The 22,715-nt window shown below is 41.6% G+C and carries 17 protein-coding genes; 4 read left to right on the top strand and 13 right to left on the bottom strand.

Annotated elements, in window-relative coordinates; all coding sequences use genetic code 11:
- Positions 1–150: 150 nt before the first annotated feature.
- The 5 genes from CD03_RS36370 to CD03_RS0122250 form a co-directional block, all read right to left on the bottom strand.
- Positions 151–3,537, bottom strand: a complete 3,387-nt coding sequence (locus CD03_RS36370) for an immunoglobulin-like domain-containing protein (protein WP_052377921.1) — start codon at positions 3,535–3,537, stop codon at positions 151–153.
- A gap of 268 nt (positions 3,538–3,805) precedes the next feature.
- Positions 3,806–7,150, bottom strand: coding sequence for an ATP-binding protein (locus CD03_RS0122265; RefSeq protein ID WP_330377329.1), 3,345 nt, complete (start codon positions 7,148–7,150; stop codon positions 3,806–3,808).
- Positions 7,140–8,003: a DUF4194 domain-containing protein gene (locus CD03_RS34410; protein ID WP_063837256.1), complete on the bottom strand. Its 864-nt coding sequence runs from the start codon at positions 8,001–8,003 to the stop codon at positions 7,140–7,142. The genes CD03_RS0122265 and CD03_RS34410 overlap by 11 nt, the downstream gene beginning before the upstream one ends.
- Before the next feature lie 41 nt (positions 8,004–8,044).
- Positions 8,045–9,397 (bottom strand): Wadjet anti-phage system protein JetA family protein, encoded by a 1,353-nt coding sequence (locus CD03_RS0122255; RefSeq protein ID WP_027295517.1) that lies wholly within the window; start codon positions 9,395–9,397, stop codon positions 8,045–8,047.
- Between the two features lie 50 nt (positions 9,398–9,447).
- Positions 9,448–9,906 carry an Lrp/AsnC family transcriptional regulator gene (locus CD03_RS0122250; RefSeq protein WP_027295516.1) on the bottom strand — a complete coding sequence of 153 codons (459 nt, stop codon included), beginning with the start codon at positions 9,904–9,906 and terminating at the stop codon, positions 9,448–9,450.
- A 227-nt stretch (positions 9,907–10,133) separates the two neighbouring features.
- Here CD03_RS0122250 and CD03_RS0122245 point away from each other — a divergent pair, with 227 nt between their 5' ends.
- The 4 genes from CD03_RS0122245 (at position 10,134) to CD03_RS0122230 (ending at position 13,633) form a co-directional block, all read left to right on the top strand.
- Entirely contained in the window at positions 10,134–11,474 is a 1,341-nt protein-coding gene (locus tag CD03_RS0122245) for an MATE family efflux transporter (RefSeq protein WP_027295515.1), read from the top strand.
- Positions 11,475–11,601: 127 nt separating this feature from the next.
- On the top strand, positions 11,602–12,186 hold the full coding sequence (locus tag CD03_RS0122240) for a TetR/AcrR family transcriptional regulator (RefSeq protein WP_027295514.1): 585 nt from the start codon (positions 11,602–11,604) through the stop codon (positions 12,184–12,186).
- Between the two features lie 134 nt (positions 12,187–12,320).
- Complete coding sequence (locus CD03_RS0122235; RefSeq protein ID WP_027295513.1) at positions 12,321–12,644, top strand: PadR family transcriptional regulator; 324 nt, start codon at positions 12,321–12,323, stop codon at positions 12,642–12,644.
- Complete coding sequence (locus CD03_RS0122230) at positions 12,641–13,633, top strand: HAAS signaling domain-containing protein (RefSeq protein WP_027295512.1); 993 nt, start codon at positions 12,641–12,643, stop codon at positions 13,631–13,633. The genes CD03_RS0122235 and CD03_RS0122230 overlap by 4 nt, the downstream gene beginning before the upstream one ends.
- Before the next feature lie 70 nt (positions 13,634–13,703).
- Here CD03_RS0122230 and CD03_RS0122225 read toward each other — a convergent pair whose 3' ends face one another.
- The 8 genes from CD03_RS0122225 to CD03_RS34405 all read right to left on the bottom strand — a co-directional run bounded on the left by CD03_RS0122225 (position 13,704) and on the right by CD03_RS34405 (position 22,699).
- Positions 13,704–14,345, bottom strand: a complete 642-nt coding sequence (locus CD03_RS0122225; protein ID WP_027295511.1) for a DUF4318 domain-containing protein — start codon at positions 14,343–14,345, stop codon at positions 13,704–13,706.
- Positions 14,342–14,794, bottom strand: a complete 453-nt coding sequence (locus CD03_RS0122220; protein ID WP_027295510.1) for a LytTR family DNA-binding domain-containing protein — start codon at positions 14,792–14,794, stop codon at positions 14,342–14,344. Before CD03_RS0122220 ends, CD03_RS0122225 begins: the two co-directional genes overlap by 4 nt.
- Positions 14,795–14,900: 106 nt before the next feature.
- Positions 14,901–15,971: a zinc-binding dehydrogenase gene (locus tag CD03_RS0122215; protein WP_044289595.1), complete on the bottom strand. Its 1,071-nt coding sequence runs from the start codon at positions 15,969–15,971 to the stop codon at positions 14,901–14,903.
- Between the two features lie 82 nt (positions 15,972–16,053).
- Positions 16,054–17,160 carry a sugar ABC transporter substrate-binding protein gene (locus CD03_RS0122210; RefSeq protein ID WP_197041688.1) on the bottom strand — a complete coding sequence of 369 codons (1,107 nt, stop codon included), beginning with the start codon at positions 17,158–17,160 and terminating at the stop codon, positions 16,054–16,056.
- A 147-nt stretch (positions 17,161–17,307) separates the two neighbouring features.
- On the bottom strand, positions 17,308–18,294 hold the full coding sequence (locus tag CD03_RS0122205; RefSeq protein WP_027295507.1) for an ABC transporter permease: 987 nt from the start codon (positions 18,292–18,294) through the stop codon (positions 17,308–17,310).
- Positions 18,287–19,783: a sugar ABC transporter ATP-binding protein gene (locus tag CD03_RS0122200; protein ID WP_027295506.1), complete on the bottom strand. Its 1,497-nt coding sequence runs from the start codon at positions 19,781–19,783 to the stop codon at positions 18,287–18,289. Before CD03_RS0122200 ends, CD03_RS0122205 begins: the two co-directional genes overlap by 8 nt.
- Positions 19,784–20,094: 311 nt before the next feature.
- Positions 20,095–21,603 (bottom strand): ATP-binding cassette domain-containing protein, encoded by a 1,509-nt coding sequence (locus CD03_RS0122195; protein WP_027295505.1) that lies wholly within the window; start codon positions 21,601–21,603, stop codon positions 20,095–20,097.
- Entirely contained in the window at positions 21,596–22,699 is a 1,104-nt protein-coding gene (locus CD03_RS34405) for a sensor histidine kinase (RefSeq protein ID WP_052377920.1), read from the bottom strand. The genes CD03_RS0122195 and CD03_RS34405 overlap by 8 nt, the downstream gene beginning before the upstream one ends.
- Between the last annotated feature and the right edge of the window lie 16 nt (positions 22,700–22,715).

Genomic DNA, 22,715 nt, shown 5'->3' with positions numbered 1-22,715 from the left:
ACAGAGCAGTGGCAGTAAACAGCAGGAAGAAGGCGCCTGACTCAGCCTTTTGGACTCCGGTTTAACTGCAGCAGCTCTGTTTCAAATATTTCTTATTCAAATCATATTCGTATTTATATTATTGGATTTCTACCCTAACTAAATGGTGATTTACTTTTTCTTAGATACAACAGTAATACTGCATACCGCTTTCTTACCGCTTCCATCCTTTGCCGTACATGTAATTTTAACCGTACCGGTCTTTTTCGCTTTTACAACTCCTTTAGGGCTAACTGTGGCAATTTTACTATTTGATGTTGACCAGGATACTTTCTTCTTGGAAGCATTTACCGGTTTTACTGCTGCATCCAGTTCCAATTTTGTCCCTCTATACATCCTTGCTTTTTTATCCATTGAAATCTTAGAGACTTTAATTTTCCTGTCTACAACATTTACTTTTACGGTATCTTTCTTGCCATTTGCTGTCTTTACTTTAATATTAGCCGTTCCCTCTTTTTTAGCAGTAACCACACCTTTTGCATTTATAGCGGCTACCTTTTTATTCGAGGAACTCCAGGTAAGCTTTTTATTGGTTGTGTTTTTGGGAGTAACAGCTGCTTTTAACCAAGTATACTTCTTACCCTTTTGAATGGTAATGCTGCTGTGGTTTAATTTTACACCCGAGGCTTTTACAACCGCAGGCTTATCTGTTCCCTGCTGTGCTGCCTTTACAATTACTGTTCTTTGCTGGGTTACGGTATTGCCTGCCTTGTCACTTACACGGTAAGTCAGTGTATAAGTTCCCGGTTTTGAAGAATCTACCTCACCGGTACAGGTTACCTTCGCAGTGATATCACCGTCCCTGTCATCTTTCGCACTGACTCCCTGCATTTTATCAAATTTACTTCCTACTGTAATTACCGTACTTGCAGGAATGTTCAATACCGGTGCTGACTTATCCGGTACCACCGGCTGTTCCTTTTCCATAACCGTTATTTTTCTTACGGCTTCACCTTTGTTTCCTGCCTTATCCGTAACTGTGTATACCAGTTCCGTGGTACCCGGTCTGGATACATCAACCTTACCCTGTACCTGAATATCTGCTGTTACATCTCCGTCTGCATTATCTGATGCGCTTACGCCTGCCATAGGATCAAATACATCCCCTACATAAATCTCTGTTTTTTCCGGGAAGCTGATCACAGGTGCTATCGTATCCGCAATTTCTTTTTCAGTCGTAACCGTAAGATCCAGGAAATCAAAATATACATCAGAGCTGTCGATACGTCCATTGTGGATTTCCACTGCAATTGTGTTTACACCATCTTTTAACATACTCCAGTCTTCCAGCTGGAAGGTTCCATTCAACGGACTACTCTTGTTGGAACCGCCGTAAGACATATTGCTTTCAAAACCGCCTTCCGGCTCGTAATAGGAAGCTGCTTTTACACCGTTGATATAAACGATAGCCGCATCATCATACATCAGGCTTCCGGTCATACCCACAACTTTTTCTGCATCCTCCAGATCAAATGTTGTTCGGAAAAAATAAGTTGGGATATCATCTTTTGTGCCTTCAATATACTGTGTCAAAAGGGTATTTGGAGTGCATCCGCCGCCCAGATCAGCGATCTGTCCTTTTTTTGCTCCAAAGCTTCCCTTTGCGGTACTCCATACAGAATCATCAAAGCTTTCTTCTGTCCATGCGGTTCTGCTTTCCAGGTTTTCTGCCGGATCGGTGTTGTTGTCCAGATACCTCCAGATAGTATCCTGGGTTGTTATGAGCGTTGTCTCTTCTGTGGTGGACTCTTTTACCGTAACGATTCTCTTTTTGACCGTTTCATTTCCAGCAGCATCAGAAACACGGTATGTTAATTCATAAGTCCCTGGTGTCTGGGTGTCTGCACTGCCTTCTACCGTAACAGACTTCGTGATATCTCCATCACGTTCATCCGTTGCGGTAATACCATCCATTGGATCAAATTCATCGCCTGTATACAGCTCTGTAGCCGCAGGCACATTTAATTCAGGTGCCGTCTTATCCTCATCCAATACTGTTATTGTACGTACAATTTTTGTTTCATTTCCGGCAGTATCTGATACGGTATAAGTTAACGTATACTGTCCCACCTTATTAATATCTACCGTGCCTTCTACTTTAATCTTACCTGTAATATCTCCATCCTTGTTATCAATTGCCGTTACACCTTCTAATGGATCAAATGCTTTTCCCAGAATAACGGTATCATTATCCGGGGTAGTAATTACCGGTGCCATATAATCACCATTTGCATCCACCCCTTTATATATAGTGAAATCATCTACCAGGCTCATGTCACTTGTACGGTATGTAGTAAACTGCATAGAAGTATCCGTGACTTTCACATTTGTAATATTAGGTACGCTCTCCTGGTTTTTTACGGCTGCAAATGGATAATCATAATTCATAATACTGTAAAATTTACTTCCGCTGGCTGAGTTTGCAGTTAAATAGAGCACTTCGCCCTCTGCAGGGTTTACAACCTGTGATTCTACATTATCTGTTTTAACCGGATTTGTTCCATTCATCATATAAGTTCTGGTGTAAACATGGTCGTGTCCCATAAGGACCGCATCTATGCCTAAATCAGAAAATACAGGAGGCAGCTCATTTCTTCTCTGGATAATATCCGAGTCCTGCGTATGGGATGCAGTACTGTAAACGGAATGGTGGAAGGTTACGACTTTCCATTTTGCATCTGATCCCTGTGCAGCTACGGTATCTTCCAGAAACTGTTTATGTTTTGCAGTACTCTTATCGTTGGAATTAATGGACATAAATAATACGTCATCATATTTATACCAGTAATCTCCACTGAATTCTCCTGCAGTAACTGTTGTCTGGTCTACATTCGGAATATTGAAATGCTCGCTGTAAGCATTGCTTTTTGTATCATGATTTCCAACATTCGTTGCAATCGGAAGGCTTTTCAACTCTTCCGGTGCCAGATAAGAGGTATACTGGCTTTCATTATTATTTGTATTTACCTGATCCCCTGCAGATATCAGAAAACTGCTTTCCGGAAATTGGGTCATTGCTTTATTCAGCGTATCTTCCCAGCCCTTTTGATCCGATGCCTGGGAGCCTGCCCCTATCTGAGGGTCCCCAGCAAGAAGAAAGCTGAATCCGCCGTCAAAATTTTCTGTGTCATAGTCATATATCTCCGACCAGCTTCCATCATTTCCTACACGATATACATACCGGGTATTTGCTTCCAGCCCAGTTAAAGCAACCTTATTGCTGTAATAGCCGCTTTTATTCTCAGCTGCCGCTGTAACGGCTGCTGCTTCCATATGTTTCTGCGGGAAATCCTCGCCTGTCATATCTGCTTTTTTCGCCCATTGAACGGTTCCGGCATTAGCAGACTTACTGTACCAGTTTACATAGATCTCTGTCTCATCAGCACCAACCCCAAGTGAGAGTGAATCCACTGCAGCATTCTGGTCAGCCGCTAGAACAGGCATTGTAAATGTCGTAAGCATTAACCCCATTGTTGCCATTACTAGTAATTTTTTCATATTGTCCTCCTGTTTTCCAGATATTCTCCATAACAATTTAATCATTGATATGTCAGCAATCCGGTTATCATTTCTGTTATATTCTAGGAGGACATTGTTAATATCTTATACTATTTTTGTAAATTGTAAGTAAAAATTAGGAGGGGTAGCTGAAAACAAGAAGGTTTTGTGTAATCAGGTATGTGTACGGAAGAGGTGAGGCGGGACAATTGCGGTGGCCTGTCGCAACACCTCTTCCGAGATTCAGGCTTTCGCTGCAAAGCGTCACTTACTCACCGGACAACTGCCGGAATTCCACACGTTCGAATTCCTGGATGGAAATACTTTTCTTGTTTGGATTGGCAAAAACAAAGGTCTTATCTACATTTTCCAGATAATTCTGCATCTTATCATTGGTGGCGCTGATGATTACCTGGAATCCCAGATCCCTGATCAGTTTGATGCAGCTCGCTACTTTTTCTCCGTCCATTTTGGAAAATGCCTCGTCCAAAATGACCAGGCGTATGGTGGGATTGCACTGGAGCTTGGGCGGCAGGTTAAAACGGTAAGCCTGGGCAAAACTTGCAAGAAGGGCTACATAGAGGGGATTTTGTCCCTCTCCGCCGGAATTTTTCTTTAACATCCTGCTCAGATGTATCTTGATTGTTTCATTTTCACTCTGGATAGTCTGCTGCATATCAAAAGAGAGATAGGTACGGTAATCCGCGTACTTATCCATATTGCGCTTCGCCTCCTCCATTTCCTCCGGTGTTGCATTTTCAGGAGGGATAAAGATAGAGATCAGCTCTGATATCAGCTCTCCATAGTGGCTTTCATGGGCAATGGTAAATAAATTCATCTGGTTTTCCATAGACAAGGACAGATCCGAAGGATTAATTTCCAGGGAATCATCCATGAACATATCGTAAAATCTTCCATCAGGCCCTTTATTTTTAGCAAAAATAAACTGATATTTATCCTTACCGAAGTCCAGCCTGCTGATAATCCGGTTCAGTTCGTCTTTGCGCTGCATTGCCTCTACAATGGCACTGCGGATTTTCAGCATAAAATCATTTTTAAATTCCCTGGTAGCCAGTCGTGCCCGCTCCCCGGCAATCTCCATGTATTTTGGCAGGTTATCACATTTTAATCTTTCCAGTAACTCATCATATTCCCGGTTATCTGCCTTGTCATGGGCAAATCCTCTGGCTGGATAGTGAAGCAGGTATTGGTGACGCAGGGCACATAGATCCCGGAAAAATTCATCCTGCCCACGAAGGGCTGCATTTACCTGCCCGGTAAAATAGTCCCGCAGTTTCTCGAAGTTTGGATTTGTCTTTTTCTTCAAATATTCCTGCACTTCCTCATCCATCGCCGGATCAGAAGGAAATTTCTTTTCTTTCTGCGTCAGTTCTTCTCCCAGATTCAAATGCAGGCGTTTTCCTTCGATAATCTCCTCCTGCTTTTTCCACATTGCTTTCTGGATACTTTCACGCCACCTTCTCTTTTCCTTTTGAAGCTTCAGCAATTCATTTCTGTTCTTTTCCAGAGAAGCAATATCTTTATCCCGCAGTTTTTGAATTCTCAGTTCCAGATCCTTTTTACTTTTCTCCTTCGCCTTGCAGTCCCTGATATCTGCCAGCCAATCCAGATAGTCAGCCGCATCGTTAGACAGGCTTTCCATCCCAAGCATTTTGTCGTAAGACTTTCTGGTTTCCAGACGTGGATCTAACTCTTTTACCAGCTCCTGGCTTCTTTTATTTAACTGTTTCATCCGTCTGCGCAGACTGTCCGCACCAATATATGCCCACCTGGTATAGTTATCCGGATTAATATGCTGCAGCTTAAAGCCCTGATACAGGATACATTCCGGTGTAATTCCAATAGAGGACTCACGGAGTTCCTCCACACTGCTGCATTTCATAACATTTCCAAGGAGAAAATTAATATAAGCCCTGACATGGCCTTCTTTTGCACTGACCTCTTCTGCCAGAGAACCCTTTTTTACCCGGAACTCTTTTTGCATAATTTTTTCCGTATCCAGTACGGCTACCTGATAATATTTCTTTTTATCCATGCTCCGGTAAATCTCCATGGCATCTTTAGAAAATGAAGGCTCTACAATAATGGCCAGTTTGTGGTTTCCCATGTAACCCTCAACGGCATTTCGCCATTTCTCATCCCTGATGTCCAGAAGATCCGCCAATATATCCACCTTTACCGGTTTTCCAGCTTTTTCACATAGCTGATATGCCAGCTGCTGTCTTGCGTCCTGCAGCTCTTTGGGATACGATTTTCTTCCATGGTGCAGATCTTTTAATTCCTCCAGAATCTTTTTCTGCTCTGTCTTTAGGGCGCGGATATCTATATCCAGATCCTGCTTTTGTTCAGTTACCTCAGTCTGCAGGTCCCGGATGGATGCCTGTAAATGATGCAGCTCCACCTCTGAAATTTCATATTTAATGAATTTTTCTATATCCCATATTACAGAATTAGATGTCATATCGTGATCAATCCACTCTTTGAGCCTTAACCCGGTCTGATCCCAGCGTGCCTTACTCTTTCCCATACGTTCCAACAGCTCATTGATACTGATCAACTGCTGCTTTAGCTCTTCATAACCGGTGGCTGAAATGTGCTTTAATACCTCATCCCCGGTTTTTCCCAGCTCTTCTATTTCCCGGTCCAGAACTCCGATCTGCTCCTTCTGTCCGGTTATATCCTGGGTATAGAGGATCACCTTATTCTGAAGAGTGACCACCCGCTCTTTAAGCTGAAGAATATCCAGTTTATCTGTAAAATAACTGTATTTTTTACGCTCCTGCTCTTTTTCACAGACCTTTTGATATAATGCCTGTATTTCTTTTAATTCTTCAATTTCTTTGCAGGTATCCTCTATTTTTTTACGCATCCTGCCATACTGCATAACGCTTTCCTGCATATCTTCTATATGGATATCCTGCTCCATACAGATGTATTCTTTTACAAAATCCTCCAGTTTGATGTTCATTTTAAATGGAATCGCACGTTTGAACAGCAATGGGAATTTTTCCATGTCCAGTCCGCCCAGATAGACATCGTAAAGCTGTCTTCTGAAACGCTCGTTATGTGAAGTATAAAAACACTCTTCCTTTGTAAACCGCTGCTGCAGTTCCGTTTTTATTTCAGACACAGACATACTTCTATGCTTGATCCGGTAGTCATGTTCCAGGAGAGGACCATCGTGCCAGAAAAATACCCTGCTGATTTCATTTGTGGAAGTATCCACATCAAATGCCACTCCCACACACTGGCATTCCAAAGTATCCGTACGTGTTAACTCCAGAACAATAGTACTGGAAAAGTTTTCATTTCTCAGATAAGAAAATTCATTATCATCCCCTATATTGATCATCCCCCGAAGGTATTCGATCAGGCTTCGGTCAGAGTCATCTGCCGCAGCTTTATTAAAAAATCCTCTGCCATCTGTATTTGCATACAGCACAATCTGCATAGCATCAATAATTGTTGATTTTCCACTTCCCGAATGTCCGGTAAAAAAATTAATTTCCTGGTTAAAGGAGAGAATTTTACGGTCTATGTAATGCCAGTTGTTCAGACACATTCTGGACAATGCCTCAAATTTATGCTTCATTTTCGTCATCGGTTCCCTCATCTTCGTCTCCTTCTGTTTCATCAGCATCTGCTATTTCTTCTATTTCTTCAGTTCCTTCTATTTCTTCAGTTCCTGCTGCTTCTCCTATTCCGTATGCTTCTTCTGTTCCTGCTGCTTCTCCTGTTCCGTATGCTTCTTCTGTTCCTGCTGCTTCTCCTGTTCCGTATGCTTCTTCTATTCCTGCTGCTTCTCCTGTTCCGTCATCGTCTCCAGCTTCCTCTGTTTCCATAAACTTTTCTGACGGTTCTGCCTTAAGCGCTTCTAACATGGCTCGGATATCATCTGTCATCAGAACTACATTTACGCAGGGATATATAATCAGGCGTGCATTTTGATCCAGTTCTTCCATGGCATCCAGGGGCTCTACAATCTGATACTTTTTAAGCAGCGCAACAGCCCTCCGCACTTCTGTATTTGACGGCCTGTCCTTCAGCAAATGAAAACTCCCTACCCGTTCATTCAGATCTCCCAGAGTCGTATAGACATTTACGCTGGTAGATGCGGCTGACATCTGTTCATCATAGATTAATTTCAGGAGGAGAATATAAAGTGTTGCCAGCCTTGACAGCTTTTCCCCCACAATATTTTCACCCTGTATATATATAATCCCGCCCTGGCTGTTATCCAGAAGCGCAATACCGCTGACTGCCAGATATTCCCTGACAAACTCCAGGTGTTTATTACAGATTCGGTAATCTTTATTAAACTGGAATCTGCCCGTTCTCTTATCAAATTTCCGCTCTAAAAGAAACGTCTGTTTATATAAAGTCTGGATTACTGCAGTTACTTCCTGCCTTTCTTCCAGTGATAATTCATCGTAATACGTAATCATTTTTATACCTGTCTTCTTTCCTGTCTTCTTTCCTGTGTACTTTACTTTTTCACAAACGTCAGATTAGGGTAGCGGTACTTCCCATTTTCAATAAATTCCACTTCCTGGCTTTCCACCGCAAAGCCGCTGCCCTTTCGGATGGCATAGTCATATGCAAGGATGAGCTGTTCAAACTCCTCAATAGTCTCTATCATGGAATCTGATACCTTCATCCTGCCATTTTCCATCCTGTTTTCAATAAATTCTTCAATCTGCTTTTTGCTATACCGGTTATGCAGCCGGTTGAGTTTTAAAATTTCTTCCCTGCTTAACTCTTCTCTGACTTCCTCAGACCTGTTCTCTGCATGAAAGCTGCTTTTCGCCCGCCTCTTTTTATAGAGGGATTTATCAGAGAGAATTTCAAAAGAAGACAAATTCATCCTGGCGGATACCTCTTTGATTTTATCTTCCTGCCCCTGACCAGCTGACAGTTCATTTAACAGCTGAATAACCAGCCCCCGCCTGTCTGCCTCCCCGTTCAGGAGATAATTCAGCCTGGTTACGGTAGCCCGCACGTATTTCATATGCTCTCTGTCCATAAAGGAAATCCGGTGTTCAATATCATCAAATCCCCGCTCGATATCATCCAGTATGCGCAGCATATCCCCTTCGTTGATTTCTTTTTGCTCCCGCCGGCTCATCAGTGAAATCCACTCCATATCCGACTGCATCTCCCGTATCCATCCTTTAATATCGGTTTTATACAGATAAAAGTTGTCAGATGTTTTCAGGATATGGTATTTCTTGTTGATGATCTCTTCTACATACCCCTCCAGATGCTCCTTTAACAGATCTGCATAATTTTTCTGTTCCAGAAGGCTGGTGAAAAACTTATCCATATTGTGGAGCATATCCTGCAGGGATTTATTCAGCTTTCGTACATTCACTAGTGCTGTTTTTAATAGACTGGTATTTGCCCGGGGATCATTTTTAAAAGAAAAGAGAATTGCATAGATATTCTGGATATAGATTTGCGTGTCATCTTCTTCATCACTGTTCAGTCGTTCAAATGCATCAATAAAAATGGCGGCGTAATCCGGAATTATAATGTTGGTTACCTGCATATAGTAATCATCCAGCTTCTTCAGCCACTGGGCTTTCAGCAGCCAGTTCAGTATCCTGGTGGCCGGCGGTTCCAGTATATCCAGTTCAGACTCCAGTTCCTCCTTCTGCATCATTACCCGCCGCTGTGCAAAATAGTCCCCAAGTATCTGAATACAGACCTCCCTGCTTAAGAAATAACTGTTATATTGGTATTCTTCATTTATCTTCAGCAAAGCTTCCATGTATGTATTCCGATTGGGAGAACGGAACAGACTCCAGAAGCTTTCTGGTATTTCATTTAGTAACTGCATACTTTACCTTCTTGTATTTATTATATTAAGACTGTACCACCGTAGCGTGTTTATAACCGAAGTCCTTTAATATCCTTTATCCTTGATAATATAATGTTGCAACTCAGGTCAGTCACACCCGGAAGCTTGTATATAACTTCTTTTAAAAACAATTCCATTTCCTCATGCCCCGCTGCAACTGCATGGACATGAAGCTTACATTTTCCGGAAACCTGGTAGATCTGGGTTACCGTATCATTCTCTTTTAGAATCCGGATAATCTCCGGTCGTTTACCGGGTTTCATTTCTATCTCAAAATAGCAGGATATGGCACCGGTTATCTTCTGGGGGTTGATTACCGTTGTGTACTCCTCAATCACACCCCTTTCCTCCAGTGCCTGAATTCTGGACTTTACCGCTACCCGGGAAAGCCCCACTGCTTCACCGATATCCGAATAAGACATTCTTGCATTATGTAACAGTAATGCTGTAATTTTTTGATCTATTTCATCCAGACCGCTTAAGAACATTCTGCCTGCCCCTTCTTTCCTGGTAATAACTATCTTTGTATGTTCCAGTGTACTGCTTTTTATAGTACCATTAATCATATCATTTTCTGCGTTATATCACAAGATTTTTTAAGCCCTGTACCACTTTTCACTTTTCGTTTGACATCCCTGTTGCAAAATGTTACCCTACTTACATAATGAATATTTTATATTACGTTTCGTAAGTTACGTAGAACCAGGAGGATATTATGCAAAAAGATCTTACAACCGGAAAGGTTACTTCTGTCATGCTCCGCTTTGCAGTGCCCATGATTCTTGGTAACCTGCTCCAGCAGCTCTATAATGTAGCCGATACTTTGATTGTGGGAAAATACCTGGGTGCAGGCCCTCTGGCAGCTGTCGGCTCTTCTTTTACACTTATGGTATTTTTGACATCCATTATTCTAGGATTATGTATGGGAAGCGGAATTGTTTTTTCTATGCTGTTCGGCGGTCAGGACATGGAACGCTTAAAAAACAGTATTTTTATATCATTTGTTCTAATTGGATCGGTCAGTCTCATTATAAATATCGCTGTTTTATGCCTGCTTTCCCCTTTGCTTTCTCTGCTGCAGATACCAGCAGATATTTTGACAGAGACAGAAGACTATCTGCGCATTATATTTTTTGGCATCATGTTTACCTTTCTCTATAATTATTTTGCGGCTCTGCTGCGAAGCATGGGCAACTCCATGGCTCCGCTGATTTTTCTGGCTGTTTCAGCAATGATAAACATCCTGCTGGATTTACTGTTTGTTCTTACATTTCATATGGGAGTCGGCGGTGCCGCTCTGGCAACTGTAATCGCACAGGGCATCTCTGCTGCCGGTATTTCTGTTTACTGCCTGAAACGCCTGCCGAATATAAGGCTAAAAAGGCGGCACCTGCAATTTAACCGGGAATTAACAAGAGATATTATACAATACTCATCCCTTACCTGTATCCAGCAATCCATCATGAACTTTGGAATCCTAATGATTCAGGGATTGGTTAACAGCTTCGGTGTTCAGGTTATGGCCGCCTTCGCCGCCGCAGTAAAAATAGATTCGTTTGCCTACATGCCGGTACAGGACTTTGGTAATGCTTTTTCTACCTTTATTGCCCAGAACTTTGGGGCTAAAAAAACGGAAAGAATCCGCCAGGGCATCCGGTCTGCGATTGGCACCGCAGTAATATTCTGCCTTTTTATTTCAGCAACTGTATTTATCTTTGCTGATAAACTGATGCTGATTTTTATCCAGCCGCAGGAGCAGGAAATTATTTCCATCGGCACTCAATATCTTCGCATTGAAGGCATGTGCTACTGCGGTATCGGATGTCTCTTCCTTCTCTACGGTCTGTACCGGGGTATTGGAAAACCGGGAATTTCCGTGGTTCTCACCGTAATATCGCTGGGAACCCGTGTTTTGCTGGCATATATTTTGGCTCCGGTTCCTTCCATTGGGCTTTTAGGTATCTGGTGGGCAATCCCCATCGGTTGGTTTCTGGCAGATGCCGCCGGACTATTTTACTACAAATATAACAGCTTTTTCACTCGACACCATTCTTAAAATCAGCTATAATGTCATTTATGACGTACTCTTTGTATAATTTATTCCATTTAATGTACATTTTGGACAAAGACCTACTTACATAATTTTACATAACCTCTAACATACAAACGAGAAGGACGACAAAATGGCCAGTTTAGCAAAAGAATTAAAATATCACAAAATACATAAGAAAATTAAAGACATCTCGCTTCATCTCTTTTTGGAAAATGGCTTTGATGATACTAGTATCAATGACATCGTGAAAGACGCCGGATGCTCACTTGGAACCTTTTATAAACATTTTAAAGGCAAAGAGATTCTGTTTATTGAGATCTGGGATGAGTATGTTTCCGGACATACCAGACAAATGATAACTTTCGCACCCAAAGACCCCTCCGGCGAAGAAATGGTTGATTATATTATAAAGAAAGCATATGACTATGGACACAATGAAATAACCATCAAGCTTTATCCGATCAGCCAGAAACTTGCTATATCTTATAATTATCCTCTTTTATATATATGGGCAGGCCAGGCTACAGAATTAATGCTGAATTTTATCAGAAAATCCTGCCCTGGTATGTCTTTAACCCGTGCAAATACCATTGCCAACATCTGGCGTTGCCTGATTGATAATTATGCAATGTCCTTTGTATGGATTAAAAATCCACGATACTCCTTTTATACTGAAGAATTAAAGGAGTGTCTTCTGAAGCTTCTGGAATTTTAGAGTCTGCCGGCTTTCAAGGCAGATAAACGGCAAAATTAAAACAAAAAAACCTCTTGACATTTTTTAACCACAATACTATACTATGCATAGTATACAATACATAGTATGCATAACAGGGTATCAGGAGGTATTACATGGATACGCAAAGAAAAAAGGGTCTGCTGGATATCTGTGTATTGTCCGTCTTAAAACAAGGTCCGTCTTATGGATATTTGATCAATGGAGAGGTTTCAAAATGTATTGAGATTTCCGAATCAACCTTATATCCTATCTTAAAACGACTGGAATCCACGGGCAGTCTCACAACATATAAGCAGGAATACAACGGGCGCACCCGTAAATATTATAAAATTACGGATACAGGTATTGCAAAGATTCAGGAATTTTTAAATGAGTGGGAAGAAATGAAACAAATTTACACTTTCATAGAAAAAAACAGCCAGGAGGGATCACTATGAAGCAAGCAGAATTTTTCAAAGAATTAATGGAACAATTATCGGAGATACCAGACGCTGACAAAGAGCAGTTAAAAGAATATTATCAGGAATTGATCTGTGACGGTCTGGAGCTGGGGCGTGATGAAGAAAATATCATTGCCGGATTTGGTACCGTCGAATCCATTGTCAAACGAATTAAAGAAGAATACAGGGAAATCGGCAGACCGAGATATACCCAAACTAATACCGGGCAGGAAAACATTCAAGATGCGGGTTATGCATCCTCTACTCCCATACACACAATTAACGTGGAAGCCGAAAATGTACGAATTGAAGTAATTCCCGTGACCTCCGGTCCCATCCGGGTACTATTTAATCCACGGGAAGACTGTGATTACGTTTCCTTTACAGAACATGACGGGGAATTTAACTTCCGCCATACCATGCGTAACTTCCTTTCCTGGAACTGGCGCAATCTCTTCCGTGGTCCCTGGATACTAACTCTGGAAGTTCCCATAGATTTTGCAGGTAATCTGAGGGTGAAATCCTCCAATGCTTCTATTTCTGTAAACGGATTGAAACATTTGACCAATTCACAATTTATTACCAGTAATGCGCGGATCAGGGTTGACGACATCCATTGCAATTCCGTTCTAATACAGAGTACCAATGCATCTTTGGATCTGAATAACCTATCCGGTGACCAGTTGGAGGCCGTGACGAACAATGGCCGTGTTACGGCATTTGGATGTACTTTTACATTCGGACTCCTGCTCTCTACACGCAATGGTGCCATAGAAGGTAAGAACCTGACTGGAGATAACATTGTAATGAGAACCAGCAATGGTGCTGTCAGAGGTACCATCATCGGTGATATCCGTGATTACTCTATCCAGAGCCACACGGTAAATGGTTCTAATAATCTGCCGAACAGTAATTATCCGGATCAGAAAAAACATCTTGTTGCGAAGACCAGCAATGGACGTATTGATGTTGCGTTTATCCGGTAAATTTTCTTAAGAGGGGAAGACACACCAGAAAATTCAATTTTGGCATTTCTTCCCCTTACAGTCTCAGTTATTAATCCTGCTCATTTGCGCTGGAAAAGGTCATTGTATACACAATCGTTCCAATAGGTGTATAATACAATCCCATTTTTACGGCGTACTTTTTACCATTTATCCTGATTAGAGCCGGTTTCTCTTTTTTGATATATTCCAGATTCCAGTGATTGGCTTCACAGTATTTTTCAATTTCATGAAAATAGGCTTCCATGGTAGCTGGCTTTTCATCCAGATCTACCACTAACGCAGACCTGCCTTGAGGCATTCCCTGATTCAGCTCATCTGCTATTTTTTTTAAAGATACGTATTCCATCAGCCACAGCACAAACAATACTGCAATATTTACCAGTATCACGTAACGCACTGTCTGCGTCAAAAACGCAGCTATCGTCATCACCGCTACTACTACAAGAAACACCAGATAGCTGGATGCTGCACCGGTTAACAGACTGTGTTCTTTTGGCGTTCTTCCATGTATCCACCAGAAAAAGACGCCCAATATCAGGTAACCAGCCAAGATAACAGGCATATATGGCAGCGCCAGAACAATACCCGCTGTATCACCGGTGAAACTCACTACTAAAAGTGAACTCATCATTAACACTAAACCCAAAATACTGCCCTTTAATCCACATTCTTTTCGATTTTCCACACTCATCGTAATCCCTCCCGAATTAACGCTCTCAGATCTTTTAAATATTTTCTTGAAATATATACAGATTCCCCGTTATCCAGCTCCGCTTTCATAAGTCCATTTGCCAGGGGACTGTAAACGCTGACTTTATTCAAATGCAGAATTACAGATTTCGAAACTCTGACAAATTTTACAGGGAGCAGTTTTTCTAACTCATACAATTTTTTCGCAGATTCAAATATTTTCTCTCTGGTATGAACATATTGGACATTGTCAACCGATTCAATTATATAAATACTTTCACTTGGGATCCTGTAAATCTTCCCGTCCGCAGTACATGGAACAATGACCGCATTATATTCTTCATTTTCAATATATGATGAAATCTGTTCAGCCTGAGGTGTTAATTCATGCACATGCAGCGCCGCATATTCTATTTTGTCCTCCGGGATCTTCTTAATAACTACTTTCATTTTCTGCCCCTCCCTATGGACTTATATTATAATAAATTCCGGGAGAAATCTATATTATTTTAGTAAGTGGGCGGTTATGGGAGTGTAAGTGGCAAAAAGTACATTTCTATTCCTGCGGAACCAGCATCACCTTCACAGCATCTTCCGCTTTTTCCGCCGTTTCAAAAGCCTCTTCCCAGTCCTCCAGCTTAAACCGGTGGGAGATTAGTCCTTCGGTCCGTATCAACCCTTTTTGTATTCCCTTTATCACAGCAGGATAAGTCAGCGCCGACAAATGAGATCCGATTATCGTTAATTCTTTCCCATCCCCGATTACATTCCAATCCGCCTGTACTTCCTTTGCAAATACACCCATCTGAACATAACGCCCCAGATTTTTCAGTGCATCCATTCCCTGTGTGACACTTCCGGGACTTCCGGACGCTTCTACGTAGACATCACAGCCCAGACCGTCTGTCAGTTTCATAATTTCTTCCGCCACATTACATTCTGCCGGATTCAATACTACATCCGCTCCAAATTCTTTTCCCATTGCCAGCCGGTTCTCCTTTACATCAATTCCAATCACCATTCCTGGAAGATAAAGACTGGCTATATTCACCATGGACAGCCCAATTGCTCCAAGCCCTGCAATCACTACCACATCGCTGTGTTTGATATCAGCACGTTCCAATGCATGCATTCCGCAGGCGATTGGCTCCACCAGAACTGCCTGCTCCTGTGTAAATCCTTCCGGAATTCTGTGTTTTATACAATTCTTGTCAATCTTAACATATTCTGCAAAACCGCCATTGGCATATTGCTTAAATCCAAAAACTGCTGACCGGGTACACATCCAGTATTTTCCTTCCCGGCAGAATTTACATTCACCACAGGGAATTACCTGCTCAGCCGTAATAACTTCTCCAACCTCATATCCCGTAACATCCTCTGCTTTTTCTACGATTTCTCCGTAAAACTCATGTCCCCCTATGCACGGCGCTTCTATGTACCTGTTTTCTTCTGAAGTTCCCCAGATACGGATTCCCCCATGGTAAGATTTTACGTCGCCTGCGCAGATCCCGCAGCCCTTTACCTTTAACAGCAGTTCCCCTTTCCCTATCTCCGGTACCGGAAAGTCTTCGTAGCGGTTATCGTATGGCGCATAGGATACCAGCGCTTTCATTGTTTTACTCATATTGGTGCTCCTCCATTTTATAATAATTCTTTACTTAGCAACTAATATTGTTTCATTGCTTTTCATTTTTTATCTTTTTTCATTATTTTTTATAAATTGTATCGTAATATTCCTGTGCATTGGATGAATCTATCACATCGATGGGCATATACTGGGTTTCCTCGATCTTTTCATTTTTCAGCAGTGCATTTGTCATATCAATCAAGGCTCTTCCGTGTGCTTTTCCGCCGCCAAGGCTGACGGAAGATTTCTGAGGATCCCCATTGATGATATTTAAAATTTCGTTTTCCGTAGCATCGATCCCAAAGAGTCCGACAGATTCAAAATCTGTAATACCGGCCGCCTTTATCCCTTCATTTCCTCCTACACTTCCTCCGCCGCCAATGCAGCAGATTGCTTTTAGATTTGGATTTGCCTGTAAAAAGTTCTCTGCGTTACTAAGACCCTGCTCTGCTGTCAATGCCGGAGAAGTAGCGACTAATTTCGCATTCTTTGCGTTTTCTTCCACACCTGCTTTGATTCCATTGGCACGTTCTATGATTTCCGGAAATTCCGGAAGATCCATAAGCGCCCATTCCACAACTTTTTCATCTCCATATTTTTCGTTAATCCACTCCGCAGCTTTTTTACCGCATGCATAGCCTGTATTATAAGGATCTACCAGGTACTGGGCATCATAATTTTCTAATACCTGGGTGTAGGCAACCACATAGATTCCTGCCTCTTTTGCTTTTTTTGTCACATCGGCAATAGCATTTGCCTCCACTGCACAGATAATAATTGCATCCATTCCATTTTGGATAAAGTTCTCAATCTGGGTAACCTGCTTAGTCGCATCACTCTGTGCATCTACATAAGTAACTGACATTGCTTTTTCTTTACCATAGCTTTCTGCTTCCTGAACCAGCTCTGCCCAAACCGGATTACTGAGATCTGAAAATGTAATTCCTACATTATAAGAATCCTTACTCTCACTTTTGCCGGCAGCTTCTGTAATTGTACTGTTTTCCCCGCTTTCATTTAATGCTCCTGCTGCTGTTCCATCTTCTCCTCCCGCTTTTGTCCCCTCTGTTTGTGCTGATGCTGCTGCAGTTGTTCCTCCGCTGTCTGACGGATTGCTGCATCCAGCCAGCATGCCTGTTATCATAGCTACAGAAATCACCATGCTTAATAATCTTTTTTTCATCATAATCTTCCCTTTCATCACTTTATATTTTATTTTTTTATCTTCATTTCGTCATAAATACACTCAATATTAAAATGCATTAAAAGTTATCCACATTTTTTTCATATTATTTGATTTTGTATCCACATTTTCCACAAGATAATGTGAATATTACGCATTATTAGCATTTATAGCCTTCATTCTCTTTATCTTCTCACTGTTTGCTCTGGACATCGTATCGTAAACCACTGCAATCAGTAAGATACATCCTTTGATTACCAGCTGTACGTATTCACTGACATTTAGCAGTACCAGTCCGTTATCCAGAACTCCTACAATTAACACTCCGATAAATGCTCCCAGCATTGTTCCTTTTCCGCCGCTGCTGGATACACCGCCCAGGACACAGGCAGTCAGTACATCAAATTCAAAACCTGCTCCTGTTGCGGATTGCGCTGAATTCAGACGCGAAAGCATTAATATTGCTCCGATTGACGTAAAAAATCCGCATAAACTGTATACTAATATCCGCACTTTGACTGTATTAACACCGGAAAGCTTTGTCGCCTCTTCATTGCTTCCGATAGCATAGAAATATCTTCCATAATAAGTCTTATTCAGGATAAATACCCCTATTGCAATTATAATCAGCAGAAATATCAGGGATACCGGGACGGAAAGTATACTACCCTGTCCTAAAAAGGAAAAGCTCCTGGGGAATCCAAACATAGGCAGTCCTTTTGATATTAAATAACTCAGACCATTTAAAATAGTCATCATGGAAAGGGTCACTATCAGAGGCGCCACTCCGGTTTTTGTAATAATTAATCCATTAATCAGCCCGATCAGTATACCAGCCAGAATAGAAATCATTATGGCTGCCACCCAGTGAACCCCCATTTTGGTCATCATATAGGCGCAAATGATATTAATCAGCGATATCTGATAACCCAGGGACAAATCTATACCGCCTGTTATTAAGACGAAGGTGAATCCCACTGAGCAGATACCAAGGGTTGCGATCTGTTTTGTGATATTAAAAATATTGTTCAGCTTTAAAAACTGCGGCGATAGTATACTAAATACCAGAAACATTGCCACCAATACCAGAAAAATTCCCAGTTCCTTAGATTTAAATAACTTTTTACTCTTATTCATCCGTATCACTCCCTGCCGATTTTGATAATATTAATTCCTGGCTGACTTCTTCTTTTTCTAGCAGCCCGGTAACTCTTCCCTTGCACAGCACCACAATCCGGTCTGACATTCCGATTAATTCTTCCATATCTGATGAAATCATAAGGATCGTCTTACCATTGTCCGCCAGTTCGTTCATAATATTGTAGATCTCCTGTTTTGCTCCCACATCAATTCCTCTGGTGGGTTCGTCAAATATTAACACCTGGGGATCCATCGCCAGCCACTTTGCCAGTACTACTTTCTGTTGATTTCCACCACTCAGATTTTTCGTTTTCTGTTCGATGGAAGGGGCTTTTGTACGAAGACTGTCCATATAAGACTGGGACATCTCTTTTTCTTGGTCACTGCTGATCACTGCAAGCGTGGAAATTCTTTTCATGCTTGGCATGGTTGTATTCTCCTTAATGCTCATTTCCAATACCAGCCCCTGACGCTTGCGGTCTTCCGGAACCAGCGCAATTCCCGCCGCTATTGCCTCTATGCAGTTTTTTGGCCGAATAGATTTTCCATTTAAAATTATTTCTCCGGATATAATCTTTTCATATCCAAAAAGCAGCTGTGCCAATTCTGTCCTGCCGGCGCCAATCAGCCCTGCCAGGCCTAATACCTCACCTCGTTTTACATCAAAGGAAACATCTTTTACACCATTACCAGTGAGCTTTTTAATAGACAGTACGGTTTCAGAGGCTTTATTCTTTCGTTCCGGATATGTCTCACTGAGCTCCCTGCCCACCATCAGCTTAATTAATTCTGATTTACTGGTATCTGCCGTATTTACTGTAGTAATATATTTTCCATCCCGGAGTACCGATACACGGTCCGACAACTGAAAGATCTCTTCCATTCTGTGGGATATGTAAATAATGGTCACTCCCTGTGTCTTCAAGGTATCTACGATCTTAAACATCGCCTCAACCTCTGAAGTGGTAAGGGGGGCAGACGGCTCATCCATAATTAAAATCTTAGCATCCTTAGAAATCGCCTTTGCTATCTCCACAATCTGCTGATAACCGGTAGTCAGATCTGCTACCTTGGTAGAAGGATCGATGTCTACATGAAGCCTATTAAACAGCTCCTCTGCTTTCTTATCCATTTCCTTCCGGTCTAAAACCATCCCTTTCATAATGAATTCACCCAAAAATATATTTTCCGATGCGCTGAGTACCGGAATCAGCGTAAATTCCTGATAGATAACTGCTATCCCATTCTGCCTGGACAGGGTTGGCGTCATTTGTTCATATGTATGATTGTTAATCTCAATCGTTCCTCTGGTTGGCTGTACAGCTCCGGAAATTGTCTTAATCATTGTGGACTTCCCTGCGCCGTTTTCCCCTACCATTGCATGAATTTCGCCTTCTTTAAATTCAATATTTAAATCGTCCAGAGCAACCACGCCGGGATATAATTTCGAAATATGATTCAACTTTAAAATTGTATCGCCTAGCATAACCTTCCTCCTGTTTACACCCTCAATTCTTGCAAGAATTATTTGTTTTTGTTTCTGTCCCTATTATATCTGTCCCAGGGAGCCGCAACAATGCACTAAATTTAATATATTGTGTTCATTTTTATCTTTTTTCACTATTTTTTATATATTTTAGACCATAAAAATAAAGATACCACAATGACTATGCGTCATTTATGATATCCTTATCTTAATATTCTCTATTTGCTTGTATATATTTTCCAAGAAACCTTTGTTGTTTTTCATTGACACAACTTCTGCCGGGCGCTTTTAACCAGCATCCATAATCCGTTTCAGATATCCCTCAGACTCTCCCCATAGCTTTGCAGCAACTGATCCCTGTTTCCATCCGTTACGCTAAATGTCGCCTTTGTCTTTCCCTGGTTTACTACAATAATTCTGTCGCATACATCGAACATCTCCTTAATATCAGAAGTTATGAGAAGTACAGTTTTCCCTTTTGCCTTCAATGTCATAATATCTGCGTATATACTGTCTTTGGATATCACATCTATAGTCTGTGCGGGATTTACCAGGACTATCAGCGCAGGATCAGATGCCAGAACTCTGCAAAGTGCTATTTTCTTCTGAGCTAACCGGCTTTCCGGCACACAAGAATCTAAAGTACAGTATGGGCATGCGGATTTCATATAGTCGGAAAATAATTCCCCGGATATGTATTTTAATTCCCCACGGTTTAACCGTCCTGCCAGCCCTCTGTTCATTTTAAGTGCAGACATCATAATATTTTCTTCTATACTGAATTCCCAGAAGATCCGGTCATCTTCGGGCACTACAGCAATCCCTGCCTGCAATGCCTGTTCCGTGGACTTTAGGAGCAGCGTTTTCCCATCAAATATAATCTTTCCCTTATCCGCACAGCCAAGACCCATAAGCAGCCTTTCCACTGCCTTCCCGGAGTTTTTATTCACATTCAGCATCCCGGTAATGCTGCCTTTCGTAACTTTAAAATCCAGACCATGGAGAATATTTTCAAAATATACTCCTGAAAATTCCAGAAGATTTTCTAATCTGGGAAGCTCTTTTGGAACTGCACGAATCCCTTCTTCTCTTTCGTTCAGCGGATAACCGATCATGTAAGAAATGATCTCATCTTCTTTTAGATGCTTTTTATCCAAAACCGCTGCCGTCTTCCCATCCCGCATAATAAATAACCGGTCGCAATATGGTTTCAGACAGCGTAAAGTTGTCTCAACCAAAATAATACTGATGCGGAGCGAACGCAGTATGTAAAAGAGTTTTGCAAACCACTTGAGCGCTTCCTGTGACATTCCGTTTAATACATCGTCCATAACCAATATCCTTACATCATAGACAATTGCCTTTGCAATTTCCACCAAGATCCTGTTTTTAAAAGACAGCGTCCCCACCTTGTCCGTAATATCCGCCTGAATTTCCAATAATTCCATAATCTCAAGGCATTGGTTTCTCACTTCCTTTTTGTTTATTAGAACGGTTTTCTCTTTTACCGTCAGAAAAAGATTTTCTAATATTGTAAAGTCCTCAATTAATGAAGATTGCTTCTGTATATAAAATATACCCGCTTTTCTCGCCTGTTCAATAGAAGTGATACGAATACTTTCCTCATTCAGATATGATCTTCCTGCCGCATAGGGATAAAATCCTGCTATCCCCCCAATCAGGGTAGATTTTCCAGAATAATTTACTCCGATAATTCCAATAATCTCATTCTGGAACAAGTTTAGCCTGGCACCGCTTAAAATTTTTTTCCCTCCCAGATAACTTTCTATTTCTTCCATTCTCAGAATTTCTTTATTCATAGATACTTCCCTTTACCTGCCTGTCCTCCACTTCAATGCAGGGTAATATAAGCTCCGTAGTCGTCCCTACACCGGGTGTGCTCTCTATTGCAATTCCATAGATCTCACCAAAACGCAGCTTAATCCGCTGGCTGATATTAATAAGTGCAATTCCGGTATGAAACTTTGCCGCTTCCCTGGGCGATGACCGCTCTTTGCTCTTTAATCGCTTCTTCAGGTATTCCAGTGCCTCCTCTTCTATTCCCACACCGTCATCCGTAACATTCAGAACAAGCCGCTTCTCTGTTACATATCCACTGATTACCAGGTGCCCTCTCCCGTTCTTATTTTCTAATCCGTGCATAATAGCATTCTCCACAATCGGCTGCAATATCAGATTGGGAATCTGATAGCGGTCCAGCAGGCTTTTTTCCACCTCACAGATGTAGGCAAATCTCCCCTGGAAGCGAAATTCCTGTATCAGCATATAATTCTCCACGTTTTCAAGCTCTTCCCGCAAGGTTAACAGTTTCCCATCTTTGGCAATCATATTGCGGAATAGCCTGGATAGAGCCTCTGTCATCGCCGCTATTTCCTCCACATCATGAATCAGGGCGAGCCCCCTGATGGAGTCCAGGGTATTATACAAAAAGTGGGGATTAATCTGAGTCTGCAGTGCCAGCAGCTCCGTCTCCTGCCGTTGATTTTCAGCAATCTGGTTTTGCTGTTGGATAAACTTCTGTTCCTCCAGCATTTCCAGAAACATCCGTTCTATGGAAGAGTCTGCAAGATACTTCTCATATACCGCACTGTCCTCCATCCTGGTGAGGGTTTTATACTCTTCTACTGTGCTTTCCAGATGAAAAACCGGCTTGATCAGAAAAATATAATCTATTACACCCAGGATTACAATGCTGAGTCCCAGGCACAAGAAGACGATTTTCTGATAGTATCCAATGGATGTTTCCTCTATATAATTGTTTATGATCTGAAAATCTGCTATTTCTTTTCCAATCAGGCATAAGAAGCTTGGCAGCAGAAGATTTACCGCTGCAGCCAGCATCACTCCGCTGCTGTTTAATTTACCCGGCATGAATTTTTTCTTGATATTTTTCATGGGTACCTCCGTAATT

The organism is Robinsoniella sp. KNHs210, assembly GCF_000686105.1.
GTDB lineage: Bacteria > Bacillota > Clostridia > Lachnospirales > Lachnospiraceae > Robinsoniella > Robinsoniella peoriensis.
The sequence above is the reverse complement of the archived record's forward strand: the minus strand, read 5'-3'. Positions and strand labels throughout refer to the sequence as shown.

Bases quoted from the DNA above. Each gene is read 5' to 3' on its own strand.
- CD03_RS0122265 (WP_330377329.1), bottom strand. From the start codon at position 7,150: ATGAAGCATAAATTTGAGGCATTGTCCAGAATGTGTCTGAACAACTGG.
- CD03_RS0122220 (WP_027295510.1), bottom strand. From the start codon at position 14,794: ATGAAAGTAGTTATTAAGAAGATCCCGGAGGACAAAATAGAATATGCG.
- CD03_RS0122225 (WP_027295511.1), bottom strand. From the start codon at position 14,345: ATGAGTGTGGAAAATCGAAAAGAATGTGGATTAAAGGGCAGTATTTTG.
- CD03_RS0122250 (WP_027295516.1), bottom strand. From the start codon at position 9,906: ATGTTCTTAAGCGGTCTGGATGAAATAGATCAAAAAATTACAGCATTA.
- CD03_RS0122240 (WP_027295514.1), top strand. From the start codon at position 11,602: ATGGCCAGTTTAGCAAAAGAATTAAAATATCACAAAATACATAAGAAA.
- CD03_RS36370 (WP_052377921.1), bottom strand. From the start codon at position 3,537: ATGAAAAAATTACTAGTAATGGCAACAATGGGGTTAATGCTTACGACA.
- CD03_RS0122235 (WP_027295513.1), top strand. From the start codon at position 12,321: ATGGATACGCAAAGAAAAAAGGGTCTGCTGGATATCTGTGTATTGTCC.
- CD03_RS34405 (WP_052377920.1), bottom strand. From the start codon at position 22,699: ATGAAAAATATCAAGAAAAAATTCATGCCGGGTAAATTAAACAGCAGC.
- CD03_RS0122245 (WP_027295515.1), top strand. From the start codon at position 10,134: ATGCAAAAAGATCTTACAACCGGAAAGGTTACTTCTGTCATGCTCCGC.
- CD03_RS34410 (WP_063837256.1), bottom strand. From the start codon at position 8,003: ATGATTACGTATTACGATGAATTATCACTGGAAGAAAGGCAGGAAGTA.
- CD03_RS0122215 (WP_044289595.1), bottom strand. From the start codon at position 15,971: ATGAGTAAAACAATGAAAGCGCTGGTATCCTATGCGCCATACGATAAC.
- CD03_RS0122230 (WP_027295512.1), top strand. From the start codon at position 12,641: ATGAAGCAAGCAGAATTTTTCAAAGAATTAATGGAACAATTATCGGAG.
- CD03_RS0122255 (WP_027295517.1), bottom strand. From the start codon at position 9,397: ATGCAGTTACTAAATGAAATACCAGAAAGCTTCTGGAGTCTGTTCCGT.
- CD03_RS0122210 (WP_197041688.1), bottom strand. From the start codon at position 17,160: ATGATGAAAAAAAGATTATTAAGCATGGTGATTTCTGTAGCTATGATA.
- CD03_RS0122200 (WP_027295506.1), bottom strand. From the start codon at position 19,783: ATGCTAGGCGATACAATTTTAAAGTTGAATCATATTTCGAAATTATAT.
- CD03_RS0122195 (WP_027295505.1), bottom strand. From the start codon at position 21,603: ATGAATAAAGAAATTCTGAGAATGGAAGAAATAGAAAGTTATCTGGGA.
- CD03_RS0122205 (WP_027295507.1), bottom strand. From the start codon at position 18,294: ATGAATAAGAGTAAAAAGTTATTTAAATCTAAGGAACTGGGAATTTTT.